Source organism: Methylobacterium sp. Leaf469 (assembly GCF_001424745.1).
In the GTDB taxonomy this organism is placed as follows: domain Bacteria; phylum Pseudomonadota; class Alphaproteobacteria; order Rhizobiales; family Beijerinckiaceae; genus Methylobacterium.
The window spans coordinates 221493-242057 of record NZ_LMRE01000001.1; the positions used below are offsets into that span (position 1 = coordinate 221493).

Here is a 20565-nt window from a genome sequence, read left to right on the forward strand (position 1 = left end):
GGCCCAGCCAAACCGGGGCCAGTAACCGGTCCTATATCCCTGGCACCCTCGCCTTAACGGCTCCGCCCCGTACGGGCGAGCTTCTGCGCGATCCGCTCGCGCAATTCCTCGGGTAGCTCGATGTCCACGAGGCGCCAGGTCCAGCCGCGCAGGCGCAGGCGCAGGCGAAATCGGCGATCCCGCGTCGCGTCGGGCGGGACCGGAATCACCACCGTGCGAAAGCCGCGCATCTCCGAGGACAGGTAGAACGGGACGAGCCGGCGGAAGCCCTCGGCATGCAGCCCGGGCTTGCGCAGGTCGGCGGGTGTGTCTCCTTGGCGGGGCTCCGGAGGGCCGAGGTCGATGGATTGGGGCCAGCCGTCGTCGAGGAGGTCGACCACGGTTTGAGGCGTCACAAGGGATTCGGCGATGGGGATTGCGAGGGCCACCAGGGCATCGGTCACGCGCTGGCGCTCGCGCGGTTCCGCACCGCCCGTTTCGCCACGGGCCTGCGCGGCGGCGGCGGCCTGTCGGATCACCGACAGCCGCAGGGTGCGGAAGTTCACGTGGCGCTCGATATAGGCCACGTCATGCGCCTGCACGGCACGGGCGAGGTCGTAGAGCGCCCAGAACGGCGTCAGGGTGAACACGAACCAGCACAGTGCCAGTACAACGGGGATCGACCACCAGCGCATCGGTGGGCAGCCTTACCGGCGAGCCGGGAGAGTGCTGGAGCTCACGCCGGAACGCACCAGTCGGTCAAACCACCGAACGCCGCGACCACACCCTCGTAGATGGGCCGTTTGAACGGTACGATGACGTCCGGCAATCCAGCCATGGGTTGCCACCGCCAAGCATCGAACTCGGACGCATGGGCACCCCCACCGGGTGACGCGACATCGATCTCGCTGTCGTCGCCGAGGAAACCGAAGGCGAACCACCTCTGCGTCTGCCCGCGATAACGCCCCTTCCAGGCCTGCTTCATCACCGCTGGTGGAAGATCGTAGGTCAGCCAGTCGGGCGCTTCGGCCAGCAGCCGGACGGAGCCGGGTGCGACGTTGGTTTCCTCGTAGAGTTCACGCAAGGCCGCATCCTTGGGGGCCTCGCCGGGGTCGATCCCGCCCTGCGGCATCTGCCAGGCACGGCCATCGGCAACGTGTTCCGGACCGGCATCGGCGCGGCGACGACCGATGAATACGAGACCGGTGCGTGCGATCAACGTGATCCCGACGCAGGGGCGGTACGGCAATCCGGTGCCGTCGTCGTTCGGGAGGGCTGTCATCGGCGCGACCATAGGGCACCCCATCCCCGCGCCGCAACGCACGATGGCGGCACGATGCGAAGAATCGTATCGGCCCGACACTCAGGGCGCGGCGCTGCTGAGGCGGGCGCTCCCCGAAGCCGCACGCAGGGCGACGCTCACGGGCACGAGCCGCACGCCGCGTGCTTCGAGGTCCTTCGACCAACGCGCGATCCGGTCGATGGTCATCGGCATCGCGGTGGCGGACACCAGGACGAAGCCCTTGGCACGGGCCTGCGCTTCGGCCCGCGCGAGTTCCCGATCGATGGCCTCAGGCCGGGGCAGGGCGTCGAGGACGAACTCGGCCCGTGCGACAGGAACCTTCGCCTTGGCACCGAGGGTGGTGGCTATGGAACGCGGCGAGGTGCCGTCGTCGACGTAGCCGAGACCGCGCGCGGCGATCTCGCGCAGCACCGGCTCGAAGGCGGCGGCATCGCTCGTCAGCTTGGCGCCCATGTAATTGACGATGCCGACGAAGCCTTGGAAGCGGCTCATGGCCCAGGCAAGCCGGTCGAGGTTCTCCGGCGGACGCGCTGTCGTAAGCAGGGTCTGTGGCCCCGGATCGCTGTCGGGATAGTCGAACGGCTCCATGGGTGCCTGAAGAAGCGCCTCGTGGCCGGCTTCCCGGGCGCGCGCCACGGTCCGTTCGAGATCACCGGCGTAGGGGGCGAAGGCGAAGCTGACCTCCGGCGGCAGCCGGGTGATGGCACTGGCGGTGGCGGCCTGCCCGATGCCGAGCCCCGACACCAGGATGGCGATGCGTGGGCCGGTGGTCCCGGTATCGGGCCGGGCATAAACGTCGAGGGGGCGGGTTCGCCCTTCGCCGAGGCGCGGCACGCTGCCGTGGCGTCCGCGCTCGACGAGGCGCGGGTCGGGGGCGGATGCGAGCTTGACCGGTGCCGCATCGGGAACACGGATCACCACGGCGTCGCTCGGCGCATTGCCGCCGCCCGCGCGCACCACGGTGACACCGGAGGCGGTCTCGACGGCATCGGCCGAGCGCTGGGCTGCGACCGGTTTCTCGGGCACCGGGACCGCAGCGGTCGACACGGGCGGCGGGTCGCGCAGGGCGATGGTGGCGACGGCCACCGGCTCGCCTCCCTGCGGATCGCCGACGGCGCCGAGGATGCTCAGGCCACCGACGAGGCCGAGGACGAGGCCCCCTGTCACCATCCGTGGGGTCAGGTACGTGGCGTTGAGGCTGCGAAGGCGCTCCCGTGGGGTTCGCTTGGCGCCGAGAGGCCGGGTCAGGATGTCGTCGGAGGCCACGCTCAGCCGCTTCCCTCAGGGTCGGGACGAGAACGGCAACCGCCTCCCGAAACGAAAGCGGCCCCCGATATCGGTTCTGAACCGACATTGGGGGCCGCCATGGTTAACGCTTCCCTAAAGAGCGACCGTGTGCCGGCTCAGTTCGGAACCGTCGTCTTGGTGTTGGACGCACCCTTCTGGATGCCGCGCAGGTAGTCGAAGGCGGCCGTGAGCTGCTTGTCCTTGGCCGGGTCGGGCGGAACGTAGGCGGAGGATCCACCGCGCTCCTCGACGTCCTTCTGCTTGAGGTGGCCCTTCAGGCCGGCCTCGCCCTTGGTCTCGTCCTTGCCCTTGAGCTCGTCCGGCACCTCCTGCAGCACCTCCTGATCCGGCTCGATGCCCTTGGCCTGGATCGAGCGACCCGACGGGGTGTAGTAGCGTGCCGTGGTCAGGCGCAGGGCGCCGCTGCCGCCGAGCGGAATGATCGACTGCACCGAGCCCTTGCCGAACGAGCGGGTGCCGAGCACCGTCGCGCGCTTGTGATCCTGCAGGGCGCCGGCCACGATCTCGGAGGCCGAGGCCGAGCCGCCGTTGACCAGTACGACGATGGGCTTGCCCTTGGTCAGATCACCGGATTTCGCCGAGAAGCGCTGCGTCTCGTCGGGATTGCGGCCGCGGGTCGAGACGATCTCGCCGCGATCGAGGAACGCGTCGGAGACCATCACGGCCTGATCGAGGAGGCCACCCGGGTTGTTGCGCAGATCGAGGACGTAGCCCTTGAGCTTGTCGGCGCCGATCTCGCCGTTGAGCTTGTCGATGGCCGACCGCAGCCCGTCGAAGGTCTGTTCGTTGAACTGGGTCAGGCGGATGTAGCCGACGTCGCCGCCCTCGGCGCGCGAGCGCACGGGCTTGATCTTGATCACGTCGCGGTTGAGCACGACCTCGATGGGGTCCTTCGACTCCTTGCGGCTGATCTTGAGCTTGACCGGCGAGTTCACCGGGCCACGCATCTTGTCCACGGCCTGATTCAGGGTGAGTCCCTGGACCTGATCCTCGTCGATCTGGGTGATCACGTCATTGGAAAGGATGCCGGCCTTCGACGCGGGCGTATCGTCGATGGGGGTGACGACCTTGATCAGACCGTCTTCCATGGTGACCTCGATACCGAGACCACCGAACTCGCCGCGGGTCTGCACCTGCATGTCGCGGAAGCTCTTCGAGTCCATGTAGCTCGAATGCGGATCGAGCGACGTGAGCATGCCGTTCACCGCCGCCTCGATGATCTTGGCCTCGTCGGGCTTCTCGACGTAGTCGGTGCGGACCTTCTCGAATACGTCGCCGAACAGACTCAGTTGGCGATAGGTCTCGGCCGAGGCCGCCACGGCGCTGGTCCCCGACAGCAGGCGGGTCTGGGTCGCGACCATGGAGGACCCGACGCCGATGAACGCGCCGAGGAGAACGAGGGAAACCTTGCGCATTATCCGCGAACCTTCTCGCTGGGGCTTTTGGCCCACCAAGGCTCCGGATCGATGGAGCCGCCGTCTTTTCTGAACTCGACGTATAACACCGGATCGCCGCCGGCCGGGGTCGTACCCGCACCGCCCTCGCCCATGGCCGCCACGGGCTCGCCCGCCAGGACGAACTGGCCGACCTCGACGTCGATCTGATCCATCCCCGCCAGCAGTAGATAGTAGCCATCGCCGGCATTGATGATCAAGAGTCGGCCATACGACCGAAACTGGCCGGCGAAGGAGACCCAGCCATCGGCCGGTGACGAAACCACGGCTTTGGGTCGGGTGGTGAGCGAAATGCCGCGGGTGGTGCCACCATTGGCGTCGGTTTGGTTGAAGCCGCGCGTCAGCGCTCCGCTCACAGGCCGAGGCAGATCGCCACGTGTGTCCGCGAACCGAACCTTGGGGGCGAGGCGCGCCGGGTCGCGGATACCGGCGGCGGCGAAGCGCTCCTGCGTGGCGCGCGCCTCCCGGGTCTCGGCCGCACGCGCCTCGTCCGCCGCACGGCGTGCGGAGGCCACCTCGCCTTCCATCCGCTCCAGGAGTTCCTTGAGGGTGCGGGCCTGGAGGCCAAGTTCGGCGGTGCGTGAGCGTTCGGTCGCCAAGCCGCTCTCCACCTCGGCCAGCCGCGCCTTTCGGGCAGCCATGAGGCCGTTGAGGCGCTGCTGCTCCCGCGCCCATCCGGCGAGATCGTTCTTCAAACCCTCGCGATCGGCGGCGATGAGACCTTTCAGGCGCACGAGTTCGGTGAGGTCGGCCGCCAAGGTCTCGGCTTCGCCGCGCAGTTCGGGCACCACGGCACCGAGCAGCATCGAAGTTCGGATAACGGCGAGCACGTCCTCGGGACGCACCAGCACCGCGGGAGGCGGCCGACGACCCATGCGCTGGAGGGCTGCGAGGATCTCGGCGATGACGCCGCGCCGCCCATCCAGCGACCGGCGGATGGCCGCCTCGGAGGCCCCAAGGGTCTTGAGACGCTCTTCCAACCGGGTCATCCGGTCTTCCGTCGCCTGAGCCTGACGGGTCGCATCCAGGAGGGCCGTATTGAATTTGGCCCGGTCGCCACCGATGGATGCGATCTCGGCCTCAAGTTGCGCACGCGTCCCCGTCGAGGCCGCGAGTGCCTCCTCGATGCGCTTCAAGTTCTCGGCACGTCGGTTCTTTTCCTCGACGGCTTTCTGAACCGCATCCGGTTCGGCAGCCGGTGACTTGGCGCTTGGGTCTTTCGGAGTCACTTCCCTGGCAGACTCTTGCCTGGCAGATTCCTGCGCCGCAGCCGGCGTGGTCACGGCGAGGCCGGTCAGGGCGAGCACGCATAAGCTGCGCCCTCCCCCCCGTGCCGCCATCCATGGCCTCACCGCCGTCATCGTTCGTCGAGGTTTCCGCGATGATAGGGATGGCCGGCGAGGATCGTCAGCGCTCGATACACCTGCTCCAAGGCCAGCACGCGCACAAGGCCATGCGGCAACGTCGCCGCGCCGAAGGACAGGGTGAGATCGGCTCGCGCTCGTACCGCCGGATCGAGTCCGTCGGCTCCGCCGATGGCGATGGCGAGGCTCGGACGCGCGGCGTCGCGCCAGGCCGCCACGCGATCGGCGAAGGTTTCACTGGTGAGATCGGCGCGTCCGCGTTCGTCGTAGACGACGAGGGCGGCTCCCTGCGCGTGCGCGAGGATGGCCGTGCCCTCCTCCGCACAACGATCCTGAGGCCGACGTGCACGGCTCTCGGGAATCTCGACCGTATCGCAGGCTGGAAAGCCGAGACTGCGGCCGAGTTGGGCCGCCCGTTCGCGGTAGCGTGCCGCGAGGTCGCGCTCCGGACCGGCCTTCAGGCGCCCGACCGCCGCGATGAGGAGCCGCATGGAGTCGACGACCCGCGGTCGCTTACTCGGCCAGGGCGTTGCTTGGCAGGTCGACGGCGGGACGGTCGGCGCCCCACATCTTCTCGAGATTGTAGAAGCCGCGCACTTCCGGGCGGAAGATGTGGACGATGATGTCGCCTGCATCGATCAGCACCCAGTCGCAGGCCGGCATGCCCTCGACCCGGGCGGAGCCGAGACCCTTGGCCTTCATGTCCTGGAGGATGCGGTCAGCGATGGCACCGACATGGCGCTGCGAGCGACCCGAAGTGATGATCATGGTGTCGGCGAGCGACGTCCGACCCATGAGATCAATCTCGATGGTCTCCTCCGCCTTCATGTCCTCCAGACAATCGAGGGCGAGCGCTCTGAGGTCGCCGATCTTGCGGTCGGCAACGTCGTCGGAACCTGGGGCTCCCTGGTGGACCGCGTCGTTCAGCGTCTCAGTTCCTGCAATGGCCATCGTCATGCGGGGATCGTACCCTGAATGGGCGCGACATGGAACGTTCCCGTTGCGTCTTCGCGCAATCCATCTTTCCGCCCCCCGGTTCGCAGGGCCGTGGAGGACAGATGAGAACGTGGACCGTGCAGGAAGACCCAGGCCGGTGGGTCGAGATCGGCGAGCACACGGGCATCCGCCTCGTCGATCCGCCAACGGCCGAGAGCTTGCGCACCCCGCGCAACCGGCCCTTTGAGAGTGAAGCCGGGCCGGTCGATGATGGCGATGGGCATGGTTTCGGCGATCGCACGGAACCCTTGCCAGCGATGAAATGTCGCGAGGCTGTCGGCTCCCATGATCCAGACGAATCGCACGGCCGGATGGCGGTCCGTGAGGTAGCGAAGGCTTTGCCGAGTGTAGCGAGCACCGATGAGGCTCTCGAAAGCCGTCACCACGATGCGGGGATGGGCAGCGATAGCCTGAGCGGCCGAGACGCGCGCGTCAATGGAACCGAGATCGGCCCGGTCCTTCAGGGGATTGCCCGGCGTGACCATCCACCAGACGCGGTCGAGGCCCAGGCGCCGCAGGGCGACGCGGCTGACATGCCGATGCCCGAGATGAGCCGGGTTGAACGAACCGCCGTAGAGGCCGATCCGGAGGCCGGGGCAGGCCGGCGGAAGCCGAACGGGTCCCGACACGTCAAGTCGCATCGGAAGCCGCGTGTGGTGGCGGAACGAAGCGAAGCGTCAAGGACGCGTCTGCCCACTCCCGTGGACGCGGTACTTGAAGGTGGTGAGTTGCTCCACGCCGACGGGTCCGCGCGCATGCATCCGGCCCGTTGCGATACCGATCTCGGCCCCGAAGCCGAACTCCCCGCCATCGGCGAACTGGGTCGAGGCGTTGTGGACGACGATGGCGGAATCGACCTCGGCGAGGAAGCGCGTCGCCTCGGCGCGGTCGGCGGTCACGATGGAATCGGTGTGGTGCGATCCGTAGGTCTCGATATGGGTGATCGCCGCATCGAGACCATCGACCACTCGGACGGCGATGATGGCATCGAGGTACTCCGTACGCCAGTCCGCCTCCGCGGCCGGCGTCACACGGGCATCGACCGCCTGCACATCCGTATCGCCACGCACGGCGCACCCTGCCTCGATGAGAGCCGTGACGAGGGGAGCCAGATGCGTGCTGGCGCAGGCGCGATCCACCAGGAGGGTCTCGGCGGCGCCGCAGATACCCGTACGGCGCATCTTGCTGTTGAGGGCGATGGTACGGGCCATGTCGAGATCGGCGCCGGCGGCGACGTAGACGTGACAGATACCATCGAGGTGCGCGAAGACCGGCACCCGCGCCTCGGCATGGACACGTTCCACCAGACCGCGCCCGCCCCGGGGCACGATCACGTCGATGCAGCCGTCGAGGCCGGACAGCATGGCGCCAACGGCAGCCCGATCACGGGTCGGTACGATCTGGATCGCGTCCGCCGGCAGTCCGGACGCTTCCAGACCGGCCCGCATGGCGCGCGCGATGGCCATGGCCGTGCGATGACTGTCGGACCCGGCGCGCAGGATGGCGGCATTGCCGGCCTTGAGGCACAGCGCGCCGGCATCGGCGGTGACGTTGGGGCGGCTCTCGAAGATCACGCCGATGACGCCCAGCGGCACGGCGATGCGCTCGATCAGCAGGCCATTGGGACGCTCGAACGCAGCGACCTGACGCCCGACGGGATCGGGCAAGGCACCGATCTTCTCGACGGCGTCGGCGATGGCGCTCAGGCGCGTGGGATCGAGGGTGAGCCGGTCGATGAGCGCCTGAGTCTGGCCGGCGGCGCGGGCCGCTTCCACGTCCCGGGCGTTTTCTGTCAGGATCTCGGACTGTGCCCCCCGCAAGCGCTCGGCGATGGTGCGAAGCGCGATATCCTTGATCTGAGCTGGTGCCAGCGCGATGCCACGCGCGGCGGCTCGCGCGCGCTGGCCGATGGCATGCATCTCGGCGGTCAGATCGGGAGCTTGAAAATCGGTACGCAGGTTCAGAACGGGCACGGCCTTCATCCTCGCGGGCCGTCGCGCGATCCGGCGCGCCCGCCTGTTGTCCCGCCCGTCATCGCATGCCGGATACTGGGGAAACAAGCGTAACGCATGACAACCCGGCTATTCGCCCACCATGGCGAGGTCGTCGCGATGCACCATTTCGGCGCGGCCGGGATGAGTCAGCAGATCGGCGATCTCGCGGCTCGGGCGGCCGATGATCCGCACGGCCTGATCGCTGTCGTAGGCCACCAAGCCACGCCCGAGGGTCCGCCCGGCGGCATCGCGGATCACCACGGCGTCGCCGCGTCCGAATCCGCCGTGAATCCCGGTGACGCCCACCGGCAGCAGGCTGGCTCCCCCCTGAAGCGCGCGGGCGGCACCGTCATCGACGATGAGGATGCCGCGCGGCTCGAGGGACCCGGCGATCCAGGCCTTGCGCGCGGCGATCGGGTTGGAGCCCGACAGGAACCAGCTGCAACGCCCCCCCTTCAGGATGGTGCGCAGGGGGTTCTTCTCGCGGCCGTCGGCGATGACCATGTGGGTGCCGCCGCTGGCGGCGATCTTCGCGGCTTCGACCTTGGTGCGCATCCCACCGCGCGACAGATCCGAGGCCGGACCGCCGGCCATGGCCTCGATCTCGGGGGTGATGCGCTCGATCACCGGAAGATGGCGAGCGAGCGGGTCGGTGTGAGGCGGCGCCGTATAGAGGCCGTCGATATCGGAGAAGAGCACCAGGACGTCGGCACCGATCATGGTGGCGACACGGGCGGCGAGCCGGTCGTTGTCGCCGTAGCGGATCTCGCTGGTGGCCACGGTGTCGTTCTCGTTCACCACCGGCACGGCGCGCACTTCGAGCAGCTTGAGCACGGTGGCGCGGGCGTTGAGGTAGCGTCGGCGCTCCTCGGTGTCCTGCGGCGTCACCAGGATCTGGCCGGCCGCGATCCCGTGGTGGCCGAGCGCCTCCGACCAGTGCCGGGCGAGCGCGATCTGTCCCACGGCCGCCGCCGCCTGGCTCTCCTCCAGCCGCAGGGTACCGGGCGGATATCCAAGCACCGTACGCCCGAGGGCGATGGCGCCCGAGGAGACGACGAGGACGTCGGCTCCCTGCGCGTGCAGGTCGGCGATGTCCTCGGCCAGAGCCGCGAGCCAGGCATGGCGCAGACGTCCGCGCGCGCGGTCCACGAGGAGTGCCGAACCGACCTTGATGACGATCCGGCGGAAGTCCTGGAGGTTGGGCGTCGATGCACGCGGCGAAGTCACCGCCGCGTCACTCACGGCTGCCACGCATCGGCCGGCTGCGCCTCCGCCTCGGCGCGCTTGGCCTCCGCGATGGAGCGGGTGATCGCCCGCAGCGCGTCCTGAACGCCGAGCCCCGTCGCCGACGACAGGATCAACGGCTTCTTCCCCGAGGCGCGCTTGAGCCGGGCGACCTGCTCCTTGAGCGTGTCGGGATCGACCACGTCGGCCTTCGATAGGGCGACGATCTCGGGCTTGTCGGTCAGGCCGCCGCCATAGGCCTCGAGTTCCTTGCGGACGAGCTTGTAGGTCTTGCCCGCATGCTCGTTGGTGGCCTCGACGAGGTGCAGGAGCACGCGGCAGCGCTCGACATGGGCGAGGAACCGGTCGCCGAGGCCGACGCCATCGTGTGCGCCCTCGATGAGACCGGGAATATCCGCGAGAACGAATTCCCGCTCGTCCGAGCGGACGACGCCGAGGCCGGGGTGCAGGGTGGTGAAGGGGTAATCGGCGATCTTCGGCTTGGCCGCCGTCACGGTGGCGAGGAACGTCGATTTACCGGCATTCGGCAGGCCGACCAAGCCCGCATCGGCGATGAGCTTCAGGCGCAGCCAGACCCATTGCTCGTGGCCCTCGAGGCCCGGGTTGGCATGCTTGGGGGCACGGTTCGTCGAGGTGGTGAAATAGGCGTTTCCGAAGCCGCCGTTGCCTCCCTTGGCCAAGCGTACCCGCTGGCCGATATGGGTCATGTCGGCGATCAGGGTCTCGCCGTCCTCGGCGATGATCTCAGTCCCGGCCGGCACCTTGAGCACCACGTCGGCGCCGTTGGCCCCGTGGCGGTTCGAGCCCATGCCGTGCTCGCCCTTCTTGGCCTTGAAATGCTGCTGGTATCGGTAGTCGATCAGGGTGTTGAGACCGTCGACGCACTCGACCCAGACGTCGCCACCGCGGCCGCCGTCGCCGCCGTTGGGACCGCCGAATTCGATGAACTTTTCACGCCGGAAGGCCACGCATCCGGCACCACCGTCGCCGGAGCGCACGTAGACCTTGGCTTCGTCGAGGAATTTCACGGTACTGCTCGTCTCACTTCATTCGTCTCGGACACGCGAAGCGGTCTCGCGGGTCGGCTCCGGCGGGATGCCGGTATCGGCGTCAGGCTCCGCCGCGACGGCATTTCCCGTCGAGGTTCAGGTACTGGATACTCCGAAGTCCGGCTTCGAACCACGTCCCGGCGGACGTGGTGCCCTCGTATCCGTAAAGGAGGATGCGGATGGCATCGTCGGGCGAAACCAGATTCGGCGGGTCTCCCGCCTCGAAAGTCCAATTCCGTGACGGCTCGCTGTCCGCGCCAAAAGCGGTCCGCGTCCCGTCCGCCTCGATCTGGTTCACTTGGGCGAAGGCCGGAGCTTCGTTGGCGCGCGAGGTCGAGAAGGTGAACCCGACCTTCGGAGCGCGGCCGACGAAATTGTAGAATTCACAGTACAGCGTCGGCATCGCAGACGTCGTCGCGACGACACCGGGTGCTGGCTGGGGGTGGTCCAAGCCACGCAACAGGAGGGCGGCAAACCCGAAGGCCGCCAGGGCAGCCGCGCCCGATACGGCAAGGGTACGCTTCATGGCCTCGACCCCATCGCTGTGGGCGGAACCTACTCCGCCTCAGACGACGAAAGGGAGGATGGATACCCATCCTCCCCCATCCATGCCCCGACCGACCGGAAGGCCGGGCGACCGAAAGAAAAGTTCGTTACTCGGCAGCTTCCTGCAGCGGCACGACGGTGACGAAGGCACGACCGCGCTTGGTCATGAAAAGCACCCGGCCATCGGTCTTGGCGAACAGGGTATGATCCGTACCCATGCCCACATTGGCGCCGGGATGCCACTTGGTGCCGCGCTGGCGCACGATGATGTTGCCGGCGATGACGGCTTCCGAGCCGAACTTCTTCACGCCGAGGCGCTGGCCGGCGGAATCGCGGCCGTTGCGGGACGAGCCGCCTGCTTTTTTATGGGCCATTGTGGCTTACTCCGAAATCTCGAAAAACGATCCGACCGTCAGGCGCTGATGCCGGTGATGCGAACCACCGTGTGGTGCTGGCGGTGGCCCCGCTTGCGGCGCGAGTTCTGGCGGCGGCGCTTCTTGAAGGCGATGACCTTCGCGTCGCGGCCATGGCTGACGATCTCGCCGGTGACGCTGATGCCCGAGAGCAGCGGCGCGCCGATCTGAGTGGCGCCAGCGCCGTCGGCGAAAAGGAGCACGTCCCCGAAGGTCACGGTGGAGCCGGCTTCACCCTCGAGGGTGGCGATCGTGATGGTGTCGTTGGCGGCAACGCGATACTGCTTGCCGCCCGTCTTGATGACTGCGAACATCGTTCTCTTTCGTGTTCTCTGCCGGCCTCCCGCTCACCGTCAGGTGAACCTGGACCGTCTTCTTGTTCAGGTCATCCGCGACACCGGGTCGAGCCGGGCGCGAACGCGAAACGCGCGGACTTCGTCGAGGAAGCCGCGCATTGCGCTGGTGCATAGGCGCGATGGGGGTGATTTGTCAATGCGATGCCGGTTCGGGCAAGAGCCGCGTGCCACGAATTCAACGCTTGGTGAGCCCGCCCAGCACATTGCGAAGGATCGCGTTCCCCACCTCCGTTCCAACCTTGCGCGCCATGGAACGGGCAGCGTTGCCGATGACTTGTTCGGCGAGGGTTTGTGGAGGGCGGCGCCCCTTTGCAGCGGGTTTCGAGCCGAAGACGCTGCCGAGCAATCCACCGAGCATGCCCGTCAGACCGCCCTCGGCTTGCTGAGCCGCCTCTGCCGGCGCGGAATCCAAACCCTTGCGCTTGGCCAGGATCTCGTAGGCGCTCTCGTTGTCGACCGCCGCATCGTACTTCCCCCGCACGGGACTGTTCGCCATGAGGCTCGCGCGCTCGGCCGGCGTGATGGGGCCGACGCGGCCCTGGGGCGGAGCGACGAGGGCCCGCTCGACGATGGAAGGCGTTCCCTTCGCTTCGAGGAAGCTCATCAAGGCCTCGCCGACGCCGAGTTCGGTGATGGCCTTGGCGACATCGAAACCCGGATTCTGGCGAAACGTCTCGGCCGCCGACTTCACCGCACGCTGGTCGCGCGGCGTGAAGGCACGCAAGGCGTGCTGCACCCGGTTGCCGAGCTGACCGAGAACCGACTCGGGGACATCGAGGGGGTTCTGGGTGACGAAGTAGACGCCGACACCCTTGGAGCGGATCAGCCGCACCACCTGCTCGACGGCATCGAGAAGCGCTTTGGGCGCATCGTCGAACAGCAGGTGGGCCTCGTCGAAGAAGAAGACGAGCTTGGGCTTGTCGAGGTCTCCCACCTCGGGCAATTGCTCGAACAGCTCCGACAGCATCCACAACAGGAAGGCGGCGTAGAGCCGGGGCCGCTGCATGAGCTTGTCGGCGGCCAGGATGTTGACGATGCCGCGCCCTTCGCGGTCGGTCTTCATGAAATCGTTAAGGTCCAGGGCCGGCTCGCCGAAGAACTGGTCTGCACCCTGATTCTCCAGCATCAGCAGCTGACGCTGGATGGCCCCCACGCTCGCCGCCGAGACGTTGCCGTACTGGCCCGAGATCGCCTTCAGGTTCTCCGAGACGTAGAGCAGGAGGGCACGCAGATCCTTGAGGTCGAGAACCGGCCATTCGTTGTCGTCGGCAATCCGGAAGGCGATGTTGAGGACGCCCTCCTGGGTGTCGTTGAGTTCCAACAGGCGGGCGAGAACCAGGGGCCCCATCTCGATCACGGTCGCGCGGATCGGATGCCCCTGGTCGCCGAACAGATCCCAGAACACCACCGGGAAGCGGTCGGGCTCGTACGGAATACCAAGCTGCTCGGCACGTTCGACGAAATGAGGCTTCGCTTCCCCGGCGGCGGCGAGCCCGGACAAATCCCCCTTGATGTCGGCGGCGAAGACCGGGACCCCGGCATTCGAAAAGCCCTCGGCCATCACTTGCAGGGTCACGGTCTTGCCGGTGCCGGTGGCGCCCGCCACGAGGCCATGGCGGTTGGCGAGCCGCAGGGTGAGTGCCTCCGGCTTGGTGCCGCCCCCCTTCAGGAGACTCTTGCCCACGAGGATTGTGCCGTCGCCCTGCATGATCGCCCACTCCCCGATGCTGAGAAGCGGCGTGCCGCCTCGCTCAAGTGGGTTATGCGGCCTGGGCGCGGCATTTTCCAGCAACAGAAGCCTGACGCGGCTGCCACCCTTGATTTACCCGCGGCAAGGCCGGACAGACAAAATCCCGAATGCTCTGGAGCGACCCGAGATGGAAGAGTTGATTGCCCGCGTCACCACCGTGACGGGGCTGGACGCCGCGACTGCCCAGACGGCCATCGGCCACATCCTGGCCTTCCTCCAGAAGGAAGGGCCCGCCACCGAAGTCAGCCAGCTCCTCGCCACCCTTCCCGGTTCTGAGACCACCATTGCGGAGTCCAATGCGGGCGAAGGCGGCGGCGGTCTGATGGGCATGCTCGGTGGCATGATGGGCGGCGGCGTGATGGCGCTGGGTCAGAAACTCATGGCGGCCGGTGTCCCCATGGGCCAGATGCAGCCGCTCGGCCGGGAGCTGTTCGCCTACGGCCGCGAGAAGGCCGGCGAGGACGTCATGGGGCCCATCGTCGGCTCGATCCCCGGCCTGAATCAGTTCGTCTGACCATCCATTCGATCCACTTCGGCGGCTACGCACGTGCGGGCTGCCGGAGAGGTGTCGGCTAAGCGCCTCAACTCCCTCTCGCACTTGGCGAATCCGTGTCATAAAAGCGTGTGCGCCGCATGGTGTTGTGGCGTCCCGAAGGCGTGAGGTTCAGGGCTCCGGGGTGAGCCCGTCTCGCGATCCCGACAGGCGGATTCGACCATGGTTCCGAACTTCGCGCGAGAGGCATCCGCGGCGTGGCTCACCGGTTGGGAGACGCACGTTCATGCGCCCTTCACCCGAATGAAGCGCAAGCGCAGCGAAGCAGGCCTTTTGGGAGTGCCCACCCCACTCGGGCGGGCGCTCATCCCGCCCGGTTCCGTACCGATCAAGTTCACGCCGCGCCTGAAGAAGCCGTTCCCGGCCCCAGGCCTCGATCCGAGCCTCGGACGCATCGGCAATCTCGAGGTTCGGCTGGCGACTTCCGTGTCCGAGATTCGCCGGGCGCAGCGCCTGCGCTACCGGGTGTTCTTCGAGGAGATGCAGGCGGTGGCCACCGGCCTGTCCCTGCTTTCGCGCCGGGATATCGATGCCTACGACACGGTCTGCGACCACCTCCTCGTCATCGATCACGCAGCCACGGACGAGACCCCGTTCCGGCGCCCCCGCCCGAAGGTGGTGGGCACCTACCGCCTCCTGCGCCAGGAGACGGCCGACCGGCATTTCGGCTTCTACACGGAGGCCGAGTACGACATCGCGCCCCTCCTCGCCGCGCATCCGGGCGAGCGCTTCCTCGAACTCGGCCGCTCCTGTGTCCTCAAGCCCTACCGGACCAAGCGCACGGTGGAACTGCTCTGGGCCGGAATCTGGGCCTACGTCCAACACCACCGCATCGATGCCATGCTCGGCTGCGCCAGCCTGGAGGGCACCGATCCGGACCGCCTCGCCCTCCCCTTGAGCTTCCTCCATCATCACGCCCGCGCGCCGGAAGGCTGGGGCGCCACGGCCCTGCCCGGACGCTACGTCGCCATGGACCGCCTCGCCCGCGAAGCCGTGGACCCGAAAGCCGCCCTTCAATCCCTGCCGCCCCTGATCAAGGGCTACCTCCGGGTCGGCGCGACCTTCGGCGACGGGGCCGTGGTCGATCATCAGTTCGGCACCACCGACGTATTCGTGGTCCTGCCGGTCTCGGCCATCGCCGCGCGCTACATCGATCATTTCGGCCCCACCGCGAACCGCAAGGCCGCGTAACGCCGCTTGCGGGAACCGCATCCCTCCGGCAACCCGGTCCCGCGGGCCGGAGGGGCGGGACGGATGCGGGGCTATCGATACGAGGCGCTCGACGGTGTGCGGGGTCTCGCCGCACAGGCGGTGGTGCTCACCCACGCGGTGGAGATGGCGTTCCTGCCCACCCATGGGACAGGAGCGGCCATCACCGGCTGGATCGGCCGAGTCTCGGTGATGACCTTCTTCGCCCTCAGCGGGTTCGTCATCGCGACGAGTCTCAGCCGGATGGCCGGGCGGGATGGCCGCTTCCTCGTGCCCTACGCGGTCCACCGGGTGGCCCGCATCGCGCCCCCCTTGATCTTCGCCATCGCCCTCACCTTCGCGGTGGGCATCCTCGGCCGGGCCGGCCTCCCCCTCCTGACCCGGACGGGGGAGCCTTACATCATGGGCGTCCTCGCCTTCCTGCGGGGCATCACCCTGACGTTCGCCCCCAGCGACGCGACCTTCGTCATCGACAATCCGCTCTGGTCCCTGCGCCAGGAGGTCTACCTCTACGCGGTCGCCGCCTTCGCCACCCTGGCCATCGTCGGGCGTGGAGCCTGGCGCGCCACGGGGATCGTCCTCGCTTCGGGGCTCGTTCTCGTGACGGCCAATCGGTTCTTCTACCTGCAATCCCTGGCCCTGTTCGGGGCGGGCGTGGGCGCGGCCCGGCTCGGGGGACATCCCGGTCTACGCCGGCTGGCGGCGACACCGGTCGTTCTCCCCATCGCGGGGCTCGCGCTCGGCGCACCCCTGGCCTTCGCGGCGAACCCCGGCTTCGTCGATGCCATGAGCGCGTGGGGGCCGTTCCTCGCCTACCAAGCTGCACTGGGACTGCCCCTGGCCGTCGCTCTGCTCGGTCTGGCGACGAACGAGGCGCCCGCCGCACGGACTTTCGCGCGCTGGGAAGGCGCAGCCTCGTTCTCCTACACCCTCTACGTGGTGCACATGCCGATCCTGGTCCTGGTGTTCTCCGTTCGCGCCCACTTCGGCTGGGCGTCGGGTCGGACCGGCGATGTTGCGACCTTGGCGGCGGCGTGGCTCGTGGCCCAGGCTGTTGCGATCGCCGCCGCCCGTGCCGTGGAGCGTCCGAAGCCGGCACGGGCGGCCCTCTTCGGTGCTCTGTCGCGGCTCGGATGGGCGCAGCCCACCCAGGGCCGGGCCTGAAGTCTAAGGCGCGCGCGCATCCGCCACGAGGGCGGCCAGTCCCTCGCGGTAGGTCGGATAGGCGAGATCGACGCCGAGTTCCTCGCGGATCAGCCGGTTCCGCACCCGCTTGTTCTCGCCGTAGAAGCTGCGCGCCATCGGACTGAGATCCGCGGTCTCGAAATCGATCTCCGGCGGCAGGGGCAGGCCCGCGAGGCTGGCTGCGTGCTCGGTCACCACCTGTGGCGGGGTCGGTGCGTCGTCCGTGACGTTGTAGACCGCCCCGGCCCGGGGCCGGTCGAGGGAGGCGAGCAGCGTGGTCGCGATATCGTCCACATGGATGCGGTTGAAGACCTGTCCGGCCTTGATGATCCGTTGCGACTTCCCCTCGCGCAACTTGACGATCGGGTTTCGGCCAGGCCCGTAGATGCCGGCCAGGCGGAACACCTGAACGGCCTTGTTGGACTCGCGCCCAAGGGTGAGCCAGGCCGCTTCCACGGCGAGGCGCCCGTGCGAGCGCTGGCTCGTCGGACGCGGCTCCGTCGTCTCGTCGATCCACGCACCCTGCTGGTCACCGTAGACGCCGATGGTCGAGAGGTAACCGATCCAGCCGATGCGACTTCTGCGAATGGCATCGCCGTAGCCAGCCAGAACCGTGTCGCCCTCCCGCCCGGGGGGAGCCGAGACGAGGAGCACATCGGTATCGGCGAGATCGGCGGCGATGCGGTCGTCGTCGCCGTCCGGCCCGAACGTCCGAAGTGCCACGCCGGCGAGGCCGGCCCCGGGCCGCGACGGATCGGTCACCGTGGCACGGACCTCGGCGAAGCGGCCCGAGGCCCGTTCGACGAACCGGCGAGCCGTGAAGCCGAGGCCGAAGACGAAGAGGTTCATGAGTCTCGTAGTTCCTGCATGATCGATCCCGACGGGCCGTCCTGAGCCAAGCCGTTCTGCCATTCAGCCCGGACCGCGTCATCCGTTTCCTGCCGACCGTGCTCCTCGAATGCGGCCCGCAGGGCGTCCGCGTCGAAGAGGCGGGTGGCAGCCCAGACCGCCATGCCGCGTACCAGGGGCGCGGGATCGCTGAGGCAGCGTACCACCTCGGGTGCGAGCGCGGCCGATCCGGAATTGCCGATGGCGATGAGGACGTTCCGCAGGAATCGGTCTCGGCCCGTGCGCTTGATCGGGGTCCCGGCGAACCGCGTCCGGAACCCTGCGTCGTCGAGCCGGGCCAGATCGGCGAGGGGGGGAGCCGCTAGGTCGGCCTGCGCGGCGAGCCGCCCTTCCCCCGCGATCGCCGCGAACTTGTTCCAGGGACAGACCGCGAGGCAGTCGTCGCAGCCGAAGATGCGATTGCCGATGGCGGCGCGAAACGCGCGGGGAATCGGACCCTCGTGCTCGATGGTGAGGTAGGAGATGCAGCGTCTGGCATCGAGCTGGTAGGGCGCCGGAAACGCGTCGGTCGGACAGATATCGAGGCAGCGCCGGCACGAGCCGCAATGGTCGGTCTCGGGCGCGTCCGCCGCGAGATCGGCCGAGGTGTAGATCGCTCCGAGCAGGAGCCAGTTGCCGTGGGCGCGCGAGACGAGGACCGTGTGCTTGCCCTGCCAGCCGAGGCCGGCGGCCTCGGCCAGGGGCTTCTCCATCACCGGCGCGGTGTCCACGAACACCTTCACGCGCACGTCGCCCTTGGCCGAGAGGTAGCCCCCGAGTTCCTTGAGCTTGCCCTTCAGCACTTCGTGATAGTCGCGCCGCTGCGCATAGGCCGCGATGGCACCCCGGTCGCGCCGGTCCAACGCCGCGAGGGGATTTTCCTCCGGCCCGTAGCTCATGCCGAGCATGATCACGCTGCGCACCCCCGGCCACAGGGTCGCCGGGTCGGCGCGCTGGTCGGCCCGGTCCACCATCCAGGCCATGTCGCCGTGATGGCCGGCGGCGAGCCATGTCGGCAGGCGCTCGACCAGGGCCGGCACCGCATCGGGCCGGGTCACGCGCACATCGTCGAAGCCGAGGTGCCGGGCGCGGGTCTCCACGGCCCGGCGCAGGTCGTCCCCCGCCAGAATCTTGCGCGGTGGACGGACTTTCGTCGGGCCGTCGGTCAGAAGTCCAGGTCCGCGTAGTGGTCGGCCGGCGCCATGCCCGGCACCCGATCGGCCAGGAGCGTGCGGAAGCACGGGCGCGACTTCACCCGTGCGTACCAGTCCCGCGCCGTCTCGTCCTCGTCCCATGGTACGTCGCCGAGGTAATCCACGCAGGAGAGGTGGGCGGCCGCCGCCAGATCCGCATAGGTCAGATGGTCGCCCGCAATCCATTTGCGGCGGGACATGAGGTAGCCGATGTACTTCAGGTGATAGCGCACATTGGTGCGCGCCGCCCGGATGGCGTTCATGTCCGGGGGCCCGCCACCCGCGGCACTGTTCATGAAGCGCTTGAAGATCTTTTCCGTGACGAGGTAGCCCGTCACCTCCGCATCGAACTTGACCAGGAACCAGTCGAGGAGCCGGCGGACCTCGACCCGGGCCGCCGTGGTCTCGGGCAAGAGGCGCCGGCCGCTGAGGCCGAGCCCCCGCGTCTCGTCGAGATACTCGGCGATGATGCCGGCTCCCGGAATCGCCAGCCCCGATTGCTCCACCAGCACCGGCGTCGTGCCGGCCGGGTTGATGATCAGGAAGGCGTCGCGCCGCTCCCACGGGCGTTCCTCCAGCAGGGAGGGCTCCATCCCCATCTCGGCAAGCACGAGGCGGATGAAGCGCGAATGGGGGCAGAAGGGGGAGTGGTGAAGCGTCGCCATCGAGGCCGTTCGGACGGGGGAAGCTGCCGGGGACGAGCCGTATCGGGCCCCTCGCAGAGGGTCGCCCCTCCAGACATATTGCTCGATCGTTGCCGCCTCATTAACACGCTCGGCCAAAGGCGGTAACCATCCGTCAACCGTCATGGTCGATGGCTCGGATTAAATCCGAGGCCGTGCCCGGCGCGTGACCTGCGTGGCCACGCCCCGACACAATGCTCTACAACTTAAAGCGAGGCGATACGATGATGGATGCGATGAGCATCGCGAAGGCGGTCGTCCTCGCCGTGGTGGAAGGCGCGACGGAGTTCATCCCCGTCTCGTCCACGGGGCACCAGCTCCTGGTCGGCCACTTCATCGGCTTCCAGTCGCCCAACAACACCTTCGAGGTGCTGATCCAGCTCGGTGCGATCCTGGCGATCCTGGCGGTCTATTTCGGGCGTCTGCTCGGCATCGCCAAAGCTCTCCCGAGCGATCCCAACGCCCGCCGCTTCGTGTTCGGCATCCTCCTCGCGTTCCTGCCGGCGGCCATCGTCGGCGGCCTTTTCTCCAAGTACATCAAGTACTACCTCTTCAATCCGTGGATCGTGTGCGCGACCCTCGTGGCGGGCGGCCTCGTCCTCCTCGTGCTCGACGAGACGGATCTCGAGGTGAAGAAGCGCGACGTGTTCGACTTCTCCCTGCCGATGGATTTCAAGATCGGCCTGTTCCAGTGCATCGCGATGATTCCAGGTGTGTCGCGCTCCGGCGCCACCATCGTGGGTGCGATGCTCATGGGTGCCGACAAGCGCTCCGCGACGGAATTCTCGTTCTACCTCGCGATCCCCACCATGGCCGGTGCCTTCGCAAAGGACCTGCTCGACAACTACAAGAACCTCTCCCGCGACGACACCGGCCTCATCGTCATCGGCTTCATCGTCGCGTTCTTCTCCGCCCTGTTCGTGGTCCGTACGGTGCTCGACTACGTCTCCGCCCACGGCTTTCGCCTGTTCGCATGGTGGCGCATCATCGTCGGGTCCCTCGGCTTCTTCGGGTTGATCGTCTTCGGTTGAGGCGCGCCACGCCGGCGAGGACCGGAGGGCAATTCCGAGACCGGGCCGGCGTATTCGATATCCGGG

At 68.0% G+C, this 20565-nt stretch carries 22 protein-coding genes; 4 read left to right on the forward strand and 18 right to left on the reverse strand.

The features are described from left to right. Positions 1-53: 53 nt before the first annotated feature. From ASG60_RS00980 to ASG60_RS01050, 15 genes are all read right to left on the reverse strand, one after another. A complete protein-coding gene (locus ASG60_RS00980; RefSeq protein ID WP_056357058.1) occupies positions 54-674 on the reverse strand; it encodes a DUF2939 domain-containing protein in 621 nt (206 codons plus the stop codon). A 41-nt stretch (positions 675-715) separates the two neighbouring features. Beyond that, entirely contained in the window at positions 716-1273 is a 558-nt protein-coding gene (locus ASG60_RS00985) for an RNA pyrophosphohydrolase (protein ID WP_244476544.1), read from the reverse strand. A gap of 69 nt (positions 1274-1342) precedes the next feature. Continuing rightward, positions 1343-2554, reverse strand: coding sequence for a divergent polysaccharide deacetylase family protein (locus tag ASG60_RS00990; RefSeq protein WP_056384004.1), 1212 nt, complete (start codon positions 2552-2554; stop codon positions 1343-1345). Positions 2555-2685: 131 nt separating this feature from the next. Continuing rightward, positions 2686-4005, reverse strand: coding sequence for a S41 family peptidase (locus tag ASG60_RS00995; RefSeq protein WP_056171849.1), 1320 nt, complete (start codon positions 4003-4005; stop codon positions 2686-2688). Continuing rightward, entirely contained in the window at positions 4005-5327 is a 1323-nt protein-coding gene (locus tag ASG60_RS01000) for a peptidoglycan DD-metalloendopeptidase family protein (protein WP_056384278.1), read from the reverse strand. The genes ASG60_RS00995 and ASG60_RS01000 overlap by 1 nt, the downstream gene beginning before the upstream one ends. A gap of 74 nt (positions 5328-5401) precedes the next feature. Further along, positions 5402-5899 (reverse strand): 23S rRNA (pseudouridine(1915)-N(3))-methyltransferase RlmH, encoded by a 498-nt coding sequence (gene rlmH, locus ASG60_RS01005; protein WP_056171854.1) that lies wholly within the window; start codon positions 5897-5899, stop codon positions 5402-5404. Positions 5900-5921: 22 nt separating this feature from the next. Then, the gene (gene rsfS / locus ASG60_RS01010) at positions 5922-6365 is read right to left on the reverse strand and encodes a ribosome silencing factor (RefSeq protein WP_082478728.1); all 444 of its coding nucleotides are present in this window, start codon (positions 6363-6365) and stop codon (positions 5922-5924) included. Then, positions 6362-7045: a nicotinate-nucleotide adenylyltransferase gene (locus ASG60_RS01015; protein WP_082478729.1), complete on the reverse strand. Its 684-nt coding sequence runs from the start codon at positions 7043-7045 to the stop codon at positions 6362-6364. Before ASG60_RS01015 ends, rsfS begins: the two co-directional genes overlap by 4 nt. A 36-nt stretch (positions 7046-7081) precedes the next feature. Further along, entirely contained in the window at positions 7082-8377 is a 1296-nt protein-coding gene (locus ASG60_RS01020) for a glutamate-5-semialdehyde dehydrogenase (RefSeq protein WP_056266178.1), read from the reverse strand. A 108-nt stretch (positions 8378-8485) separates the two neighbouring features. Beyond that, positions 8486-9625 carry a glutamate 5-kinase gene (gene proB, locus ASG60_RS01025; protein ID WP_056266181.1) on the reverse strand — a complete coding sequence of 380 codons (1140 nt, stop codon included), beginning with the start codon at positions 9623-9625 and terminating at the stop codon, positions 8486-8488. A gap of 11 nt (positions 9626-9636) precedes the next feature. Next, positions 9637-10671, reverse strand: a complete 1035-nt coding sequence (gene obgE / locus ASG60_RS01030) for a GTPase ObgE (RefSeq protein WP_056171856.1) — start codon at positions 10669-10671, stop codon at positions 9637-9639. 82 nt (positions 10672-10753) lie between these two features. Next, positions 10754-11218 carry a hypothetical protein gene (locus ASG60_RS01035; RefSeq protein WP_056171858.1) on the reverse strand — a complete coding sequence of 155 codons (465 nt, stop codon included), beginning with the start codon at positions 11216-11218 and terminating at the stop codon, positions 10754-10756. Between the two features lie 127 nt (positions 11219-11345). Beyond that, on the reverse strand, positions 11346-11612 hold the full coding sequence (gene rpmA / locus ASG60_RS01040; protein ID WP_056171859.1) for a 50S ribosomal protein L27: 267 nt from the start codon (positions 11610-11612) through the stop codon (positions 11346-11348). Positions 11613-11650: 38 nt separating this feature from the next. Continuing rightward, positions 11651-11965 carry a 50S ribosomal protein L21 gene (gene rplU, locus ASG60_RS01045; RefSeq protein WP_056087079.1) on the reverse strand — a complete coding sequence of 105 codons (315 nt, stop codon included), beginning with the start codon at positions 11963-11965 and terminating at the stop codon, positions 11651-11653. Positions 11966-12182: 217 nt separating this feature from the next. Then, the gene (locus ASG60_RS01050) at positions 12183-13715 is read right to left on the reverse strand and encodes a helicase HerA-like domain-containing protein (RefSeq protein ID WP_056302724.1); all 1533 of its coding nucleotides are present in this window, start codon (positions 13713-13715) and stop codon (positions 12183-12185) included. Positions 13716-13884: 169 nt separating this feature from the next. On the opposite strand from ASG60_RS01050, the gene ASG60_RS01055 reads away from it, so the two are divergent. The 3 genes from ASG60_RS01055 to ASG60_RS01065 all read left to right on the forward strand — a co-directional run bounded on the left by ASG60_RS01055 (position 13885) and on the right by ASG60_RS01065 (position 16683). Beyond that, a complete protein-coding gene (locus ASG60_RS01055; RefSeq protein WP_056171863.1) occupies positions 13885-14271 on the forward strand; it encodes a hypothetical protein in 387 nt (128 codons plus the stop codon). Between the two features lie 201 nt (positions 14272-14472). After that, positions 14473-15501, forward strand: a complete 1029-nt coding sequence (locus tag ASG60_RS01060) for a GNAT family N-acetyltransferase (protein WP_056384006.1) — start codon at positions 14473-14475, stop codon at positions 15499-15501. Positions 15502-15564: 63 nt separating this feature from the next. Next, a complete protein-coding gene (locus tag ASG60_RS01065) occupies positions 15565-16683 on the forward strand; it encodes an acyltransferase (protein WP_056384008.1) in 1119 nt (372 codons plus the stop codon). A gap of 3 nt (positions 16684-16686) precedes the next feature. Here the strand turns inward: ASG60_RS01065 and ASG60_RS01070 are convergent, their stop codons facing one another. The 3 genes from ASG60_RS01070 to ASG60_RS01080 all read right to left on the reverse strand — a co-directional run bounded on the left by ASG60_RS01070 (position 16687) and on the right by ASG60_RS01080 (position 19450). Next, on the reverse strand, positions 16687-17553 hold the full coding sequence (locus ASG60_RS01070) for an SDR family oxidoreductase (RefSeq protein WP_056302728.1): 867 nt from the start codon (positions 17551-17553) through the stop codon (positions 16687-16689). Then, the gene (gene queG / locus ASG60_RS01075) at positions 17550-18692 is read right to left on the reverse strand and encodes a tRNA epoxyqueuosine(34) reductase QueG (RefSeq protein ID WP_277996222.1); all 1143 of its coding nucleotides are present in this window, start codon (positions 18690-18692) and stop codon (positions 17550-17552) included. Before queG ends, ASG60_RS01070 begins: the two co-directional genes overlap by 4 nt. A gap of 65 nt (positions 18693-18757) precedes the next feature. Beyond that, entirely contained in the window at positions 18758-19450 is a 693-nt protein-coding gene (locus ASG60_RS01080; RefSeq protein ID WP_056171871.1) for a glutathione S-transferase family protein, read from the reverse strand. 245 nt (positions 19451-19695) lie between these two features. Between ASG60_RS01080 and ASG60_RS01085 the strand changes: the two genes are divergently transcribed. Beyond that, entirely contained in the window at positions 19696-20499 is an 804-nt protein-coding gene (locus ASG60_RS01085; RefSeq protein ID WP_056266081.1) for an undecaprenyl-diphosphate phosphatase, read from the forward strand. The last annotated feature ends 66 nt before the right edge of the window (positions 20500-20565 follow it).

Coding starts and splice junctions, on each gene's coding strand:
- ASG60_RS01055 (WP_056171863.1), top strand. CDS start 13,885: ATGGAAGAGTTGATTGCCCGCGTCACCACCGTGACGGGGCTGGACGCC.
- ASG60_RS01050 (WP_056302724.1), bottom strand. CDS start 13,715: ATGCAGGGCGACGGCACAATCCTCGTGGGCAAGAGTCTCCTGAAGGGG.
- rlmH (WP_056171854.1), bottom strand. CDS start 5,899: ATGCGGCTCCTCATCGCGGCGGTCGGGCGCCTGAAGGCCGGTCCGGAG.
- ASG60_RS01065 (WP_056384008.1), top strand. CDS start 15,565: ATGCGGGGCTATCGATACGAGGCGCTCGACGGTGTGCGGGGTCTCGCC.
- ASG60_RS00985 (WP_244476544.1), bottom strand. CDS start 1,273: ATGGTCGCGCCGATGACAGCCCTCCCGAACGACGACGGCACCGGATTG.
- ASG60_RS01085 (WP_056266081.1), top strand. CDS start 19,696: ATGGATGCGATGAGCATCGCGAAGGCGGTCGTCCTCGCCGTGGTGGAA.
- ASG60_RS01035 (WP_056171858.1), bottom strand. CDS start 11,218: ATGAAGCGTACCCTTGCCGTATCGGGCGCGGCTGCCCTGGCGGCCTTC.
- rplU (WP_056087079.1), bottom strand. CDS start 11,965: ATGTTCGCAGTCATCAAGACGGGCGGCAAGCAGTATCGCGTTGCCGCC.
- ASG60_RS00995 (WP_056171849.1), bottom strand. CDS start 4,005: ATGCGCAAGGTTTCCCTCGTTCTCCTCGGCGCGTTCATCGGCGTCGGG.
- ASG60_RS01060 (WP_056384006.1), top strand. CDS start 14,473: ATGGTTCCGAACTTCGCGCGAGAGGCATCCGCGGCGTGGCTCACCGGT.
- ASG60_RS00980 (WP_056357058.1), bottom strand. CDS start 674: ATGCGCTGGTGGTCGATCCCCGTTGTACTGGCACTGTGCTGGTTCGTG.
- rsfS (WP_082478728.1), bottom strand. CDS start 6,365: ATGACGATGGCCATTGCAGGAACTGAGACGCTGAACGACGCGGTCCAC.
- ASG60_RS01080 (WP_056171871.1), bottom strand. CDS start 19,450: ATGGCGACGCTTCACCACTCCCCCTTCTGCCCCCATTCGCGCTTCATC.
- ASG60_RS01070 (WP_056302728.1), bottom strand. CDS start 17,553: ATGAACCTCTTCGTCTTCGGCCTCGGCTTCACGGCTCGCCGGTTCGTC.
- ASG60_RS01015 (WP_082478729.1), bottom strand. CDS start 7,045: ATGCGACTTGACGTGTCGGGACCCGTTCGGCTTCCGCCGGCCTGCCCC.
- rpmA (WP_056171859.1), bottom strand. CDS start 11,612: ATGGCCCATAAAAAAGCAGGCGGCTCGTCCCGCAACGGCCGCGATTCC.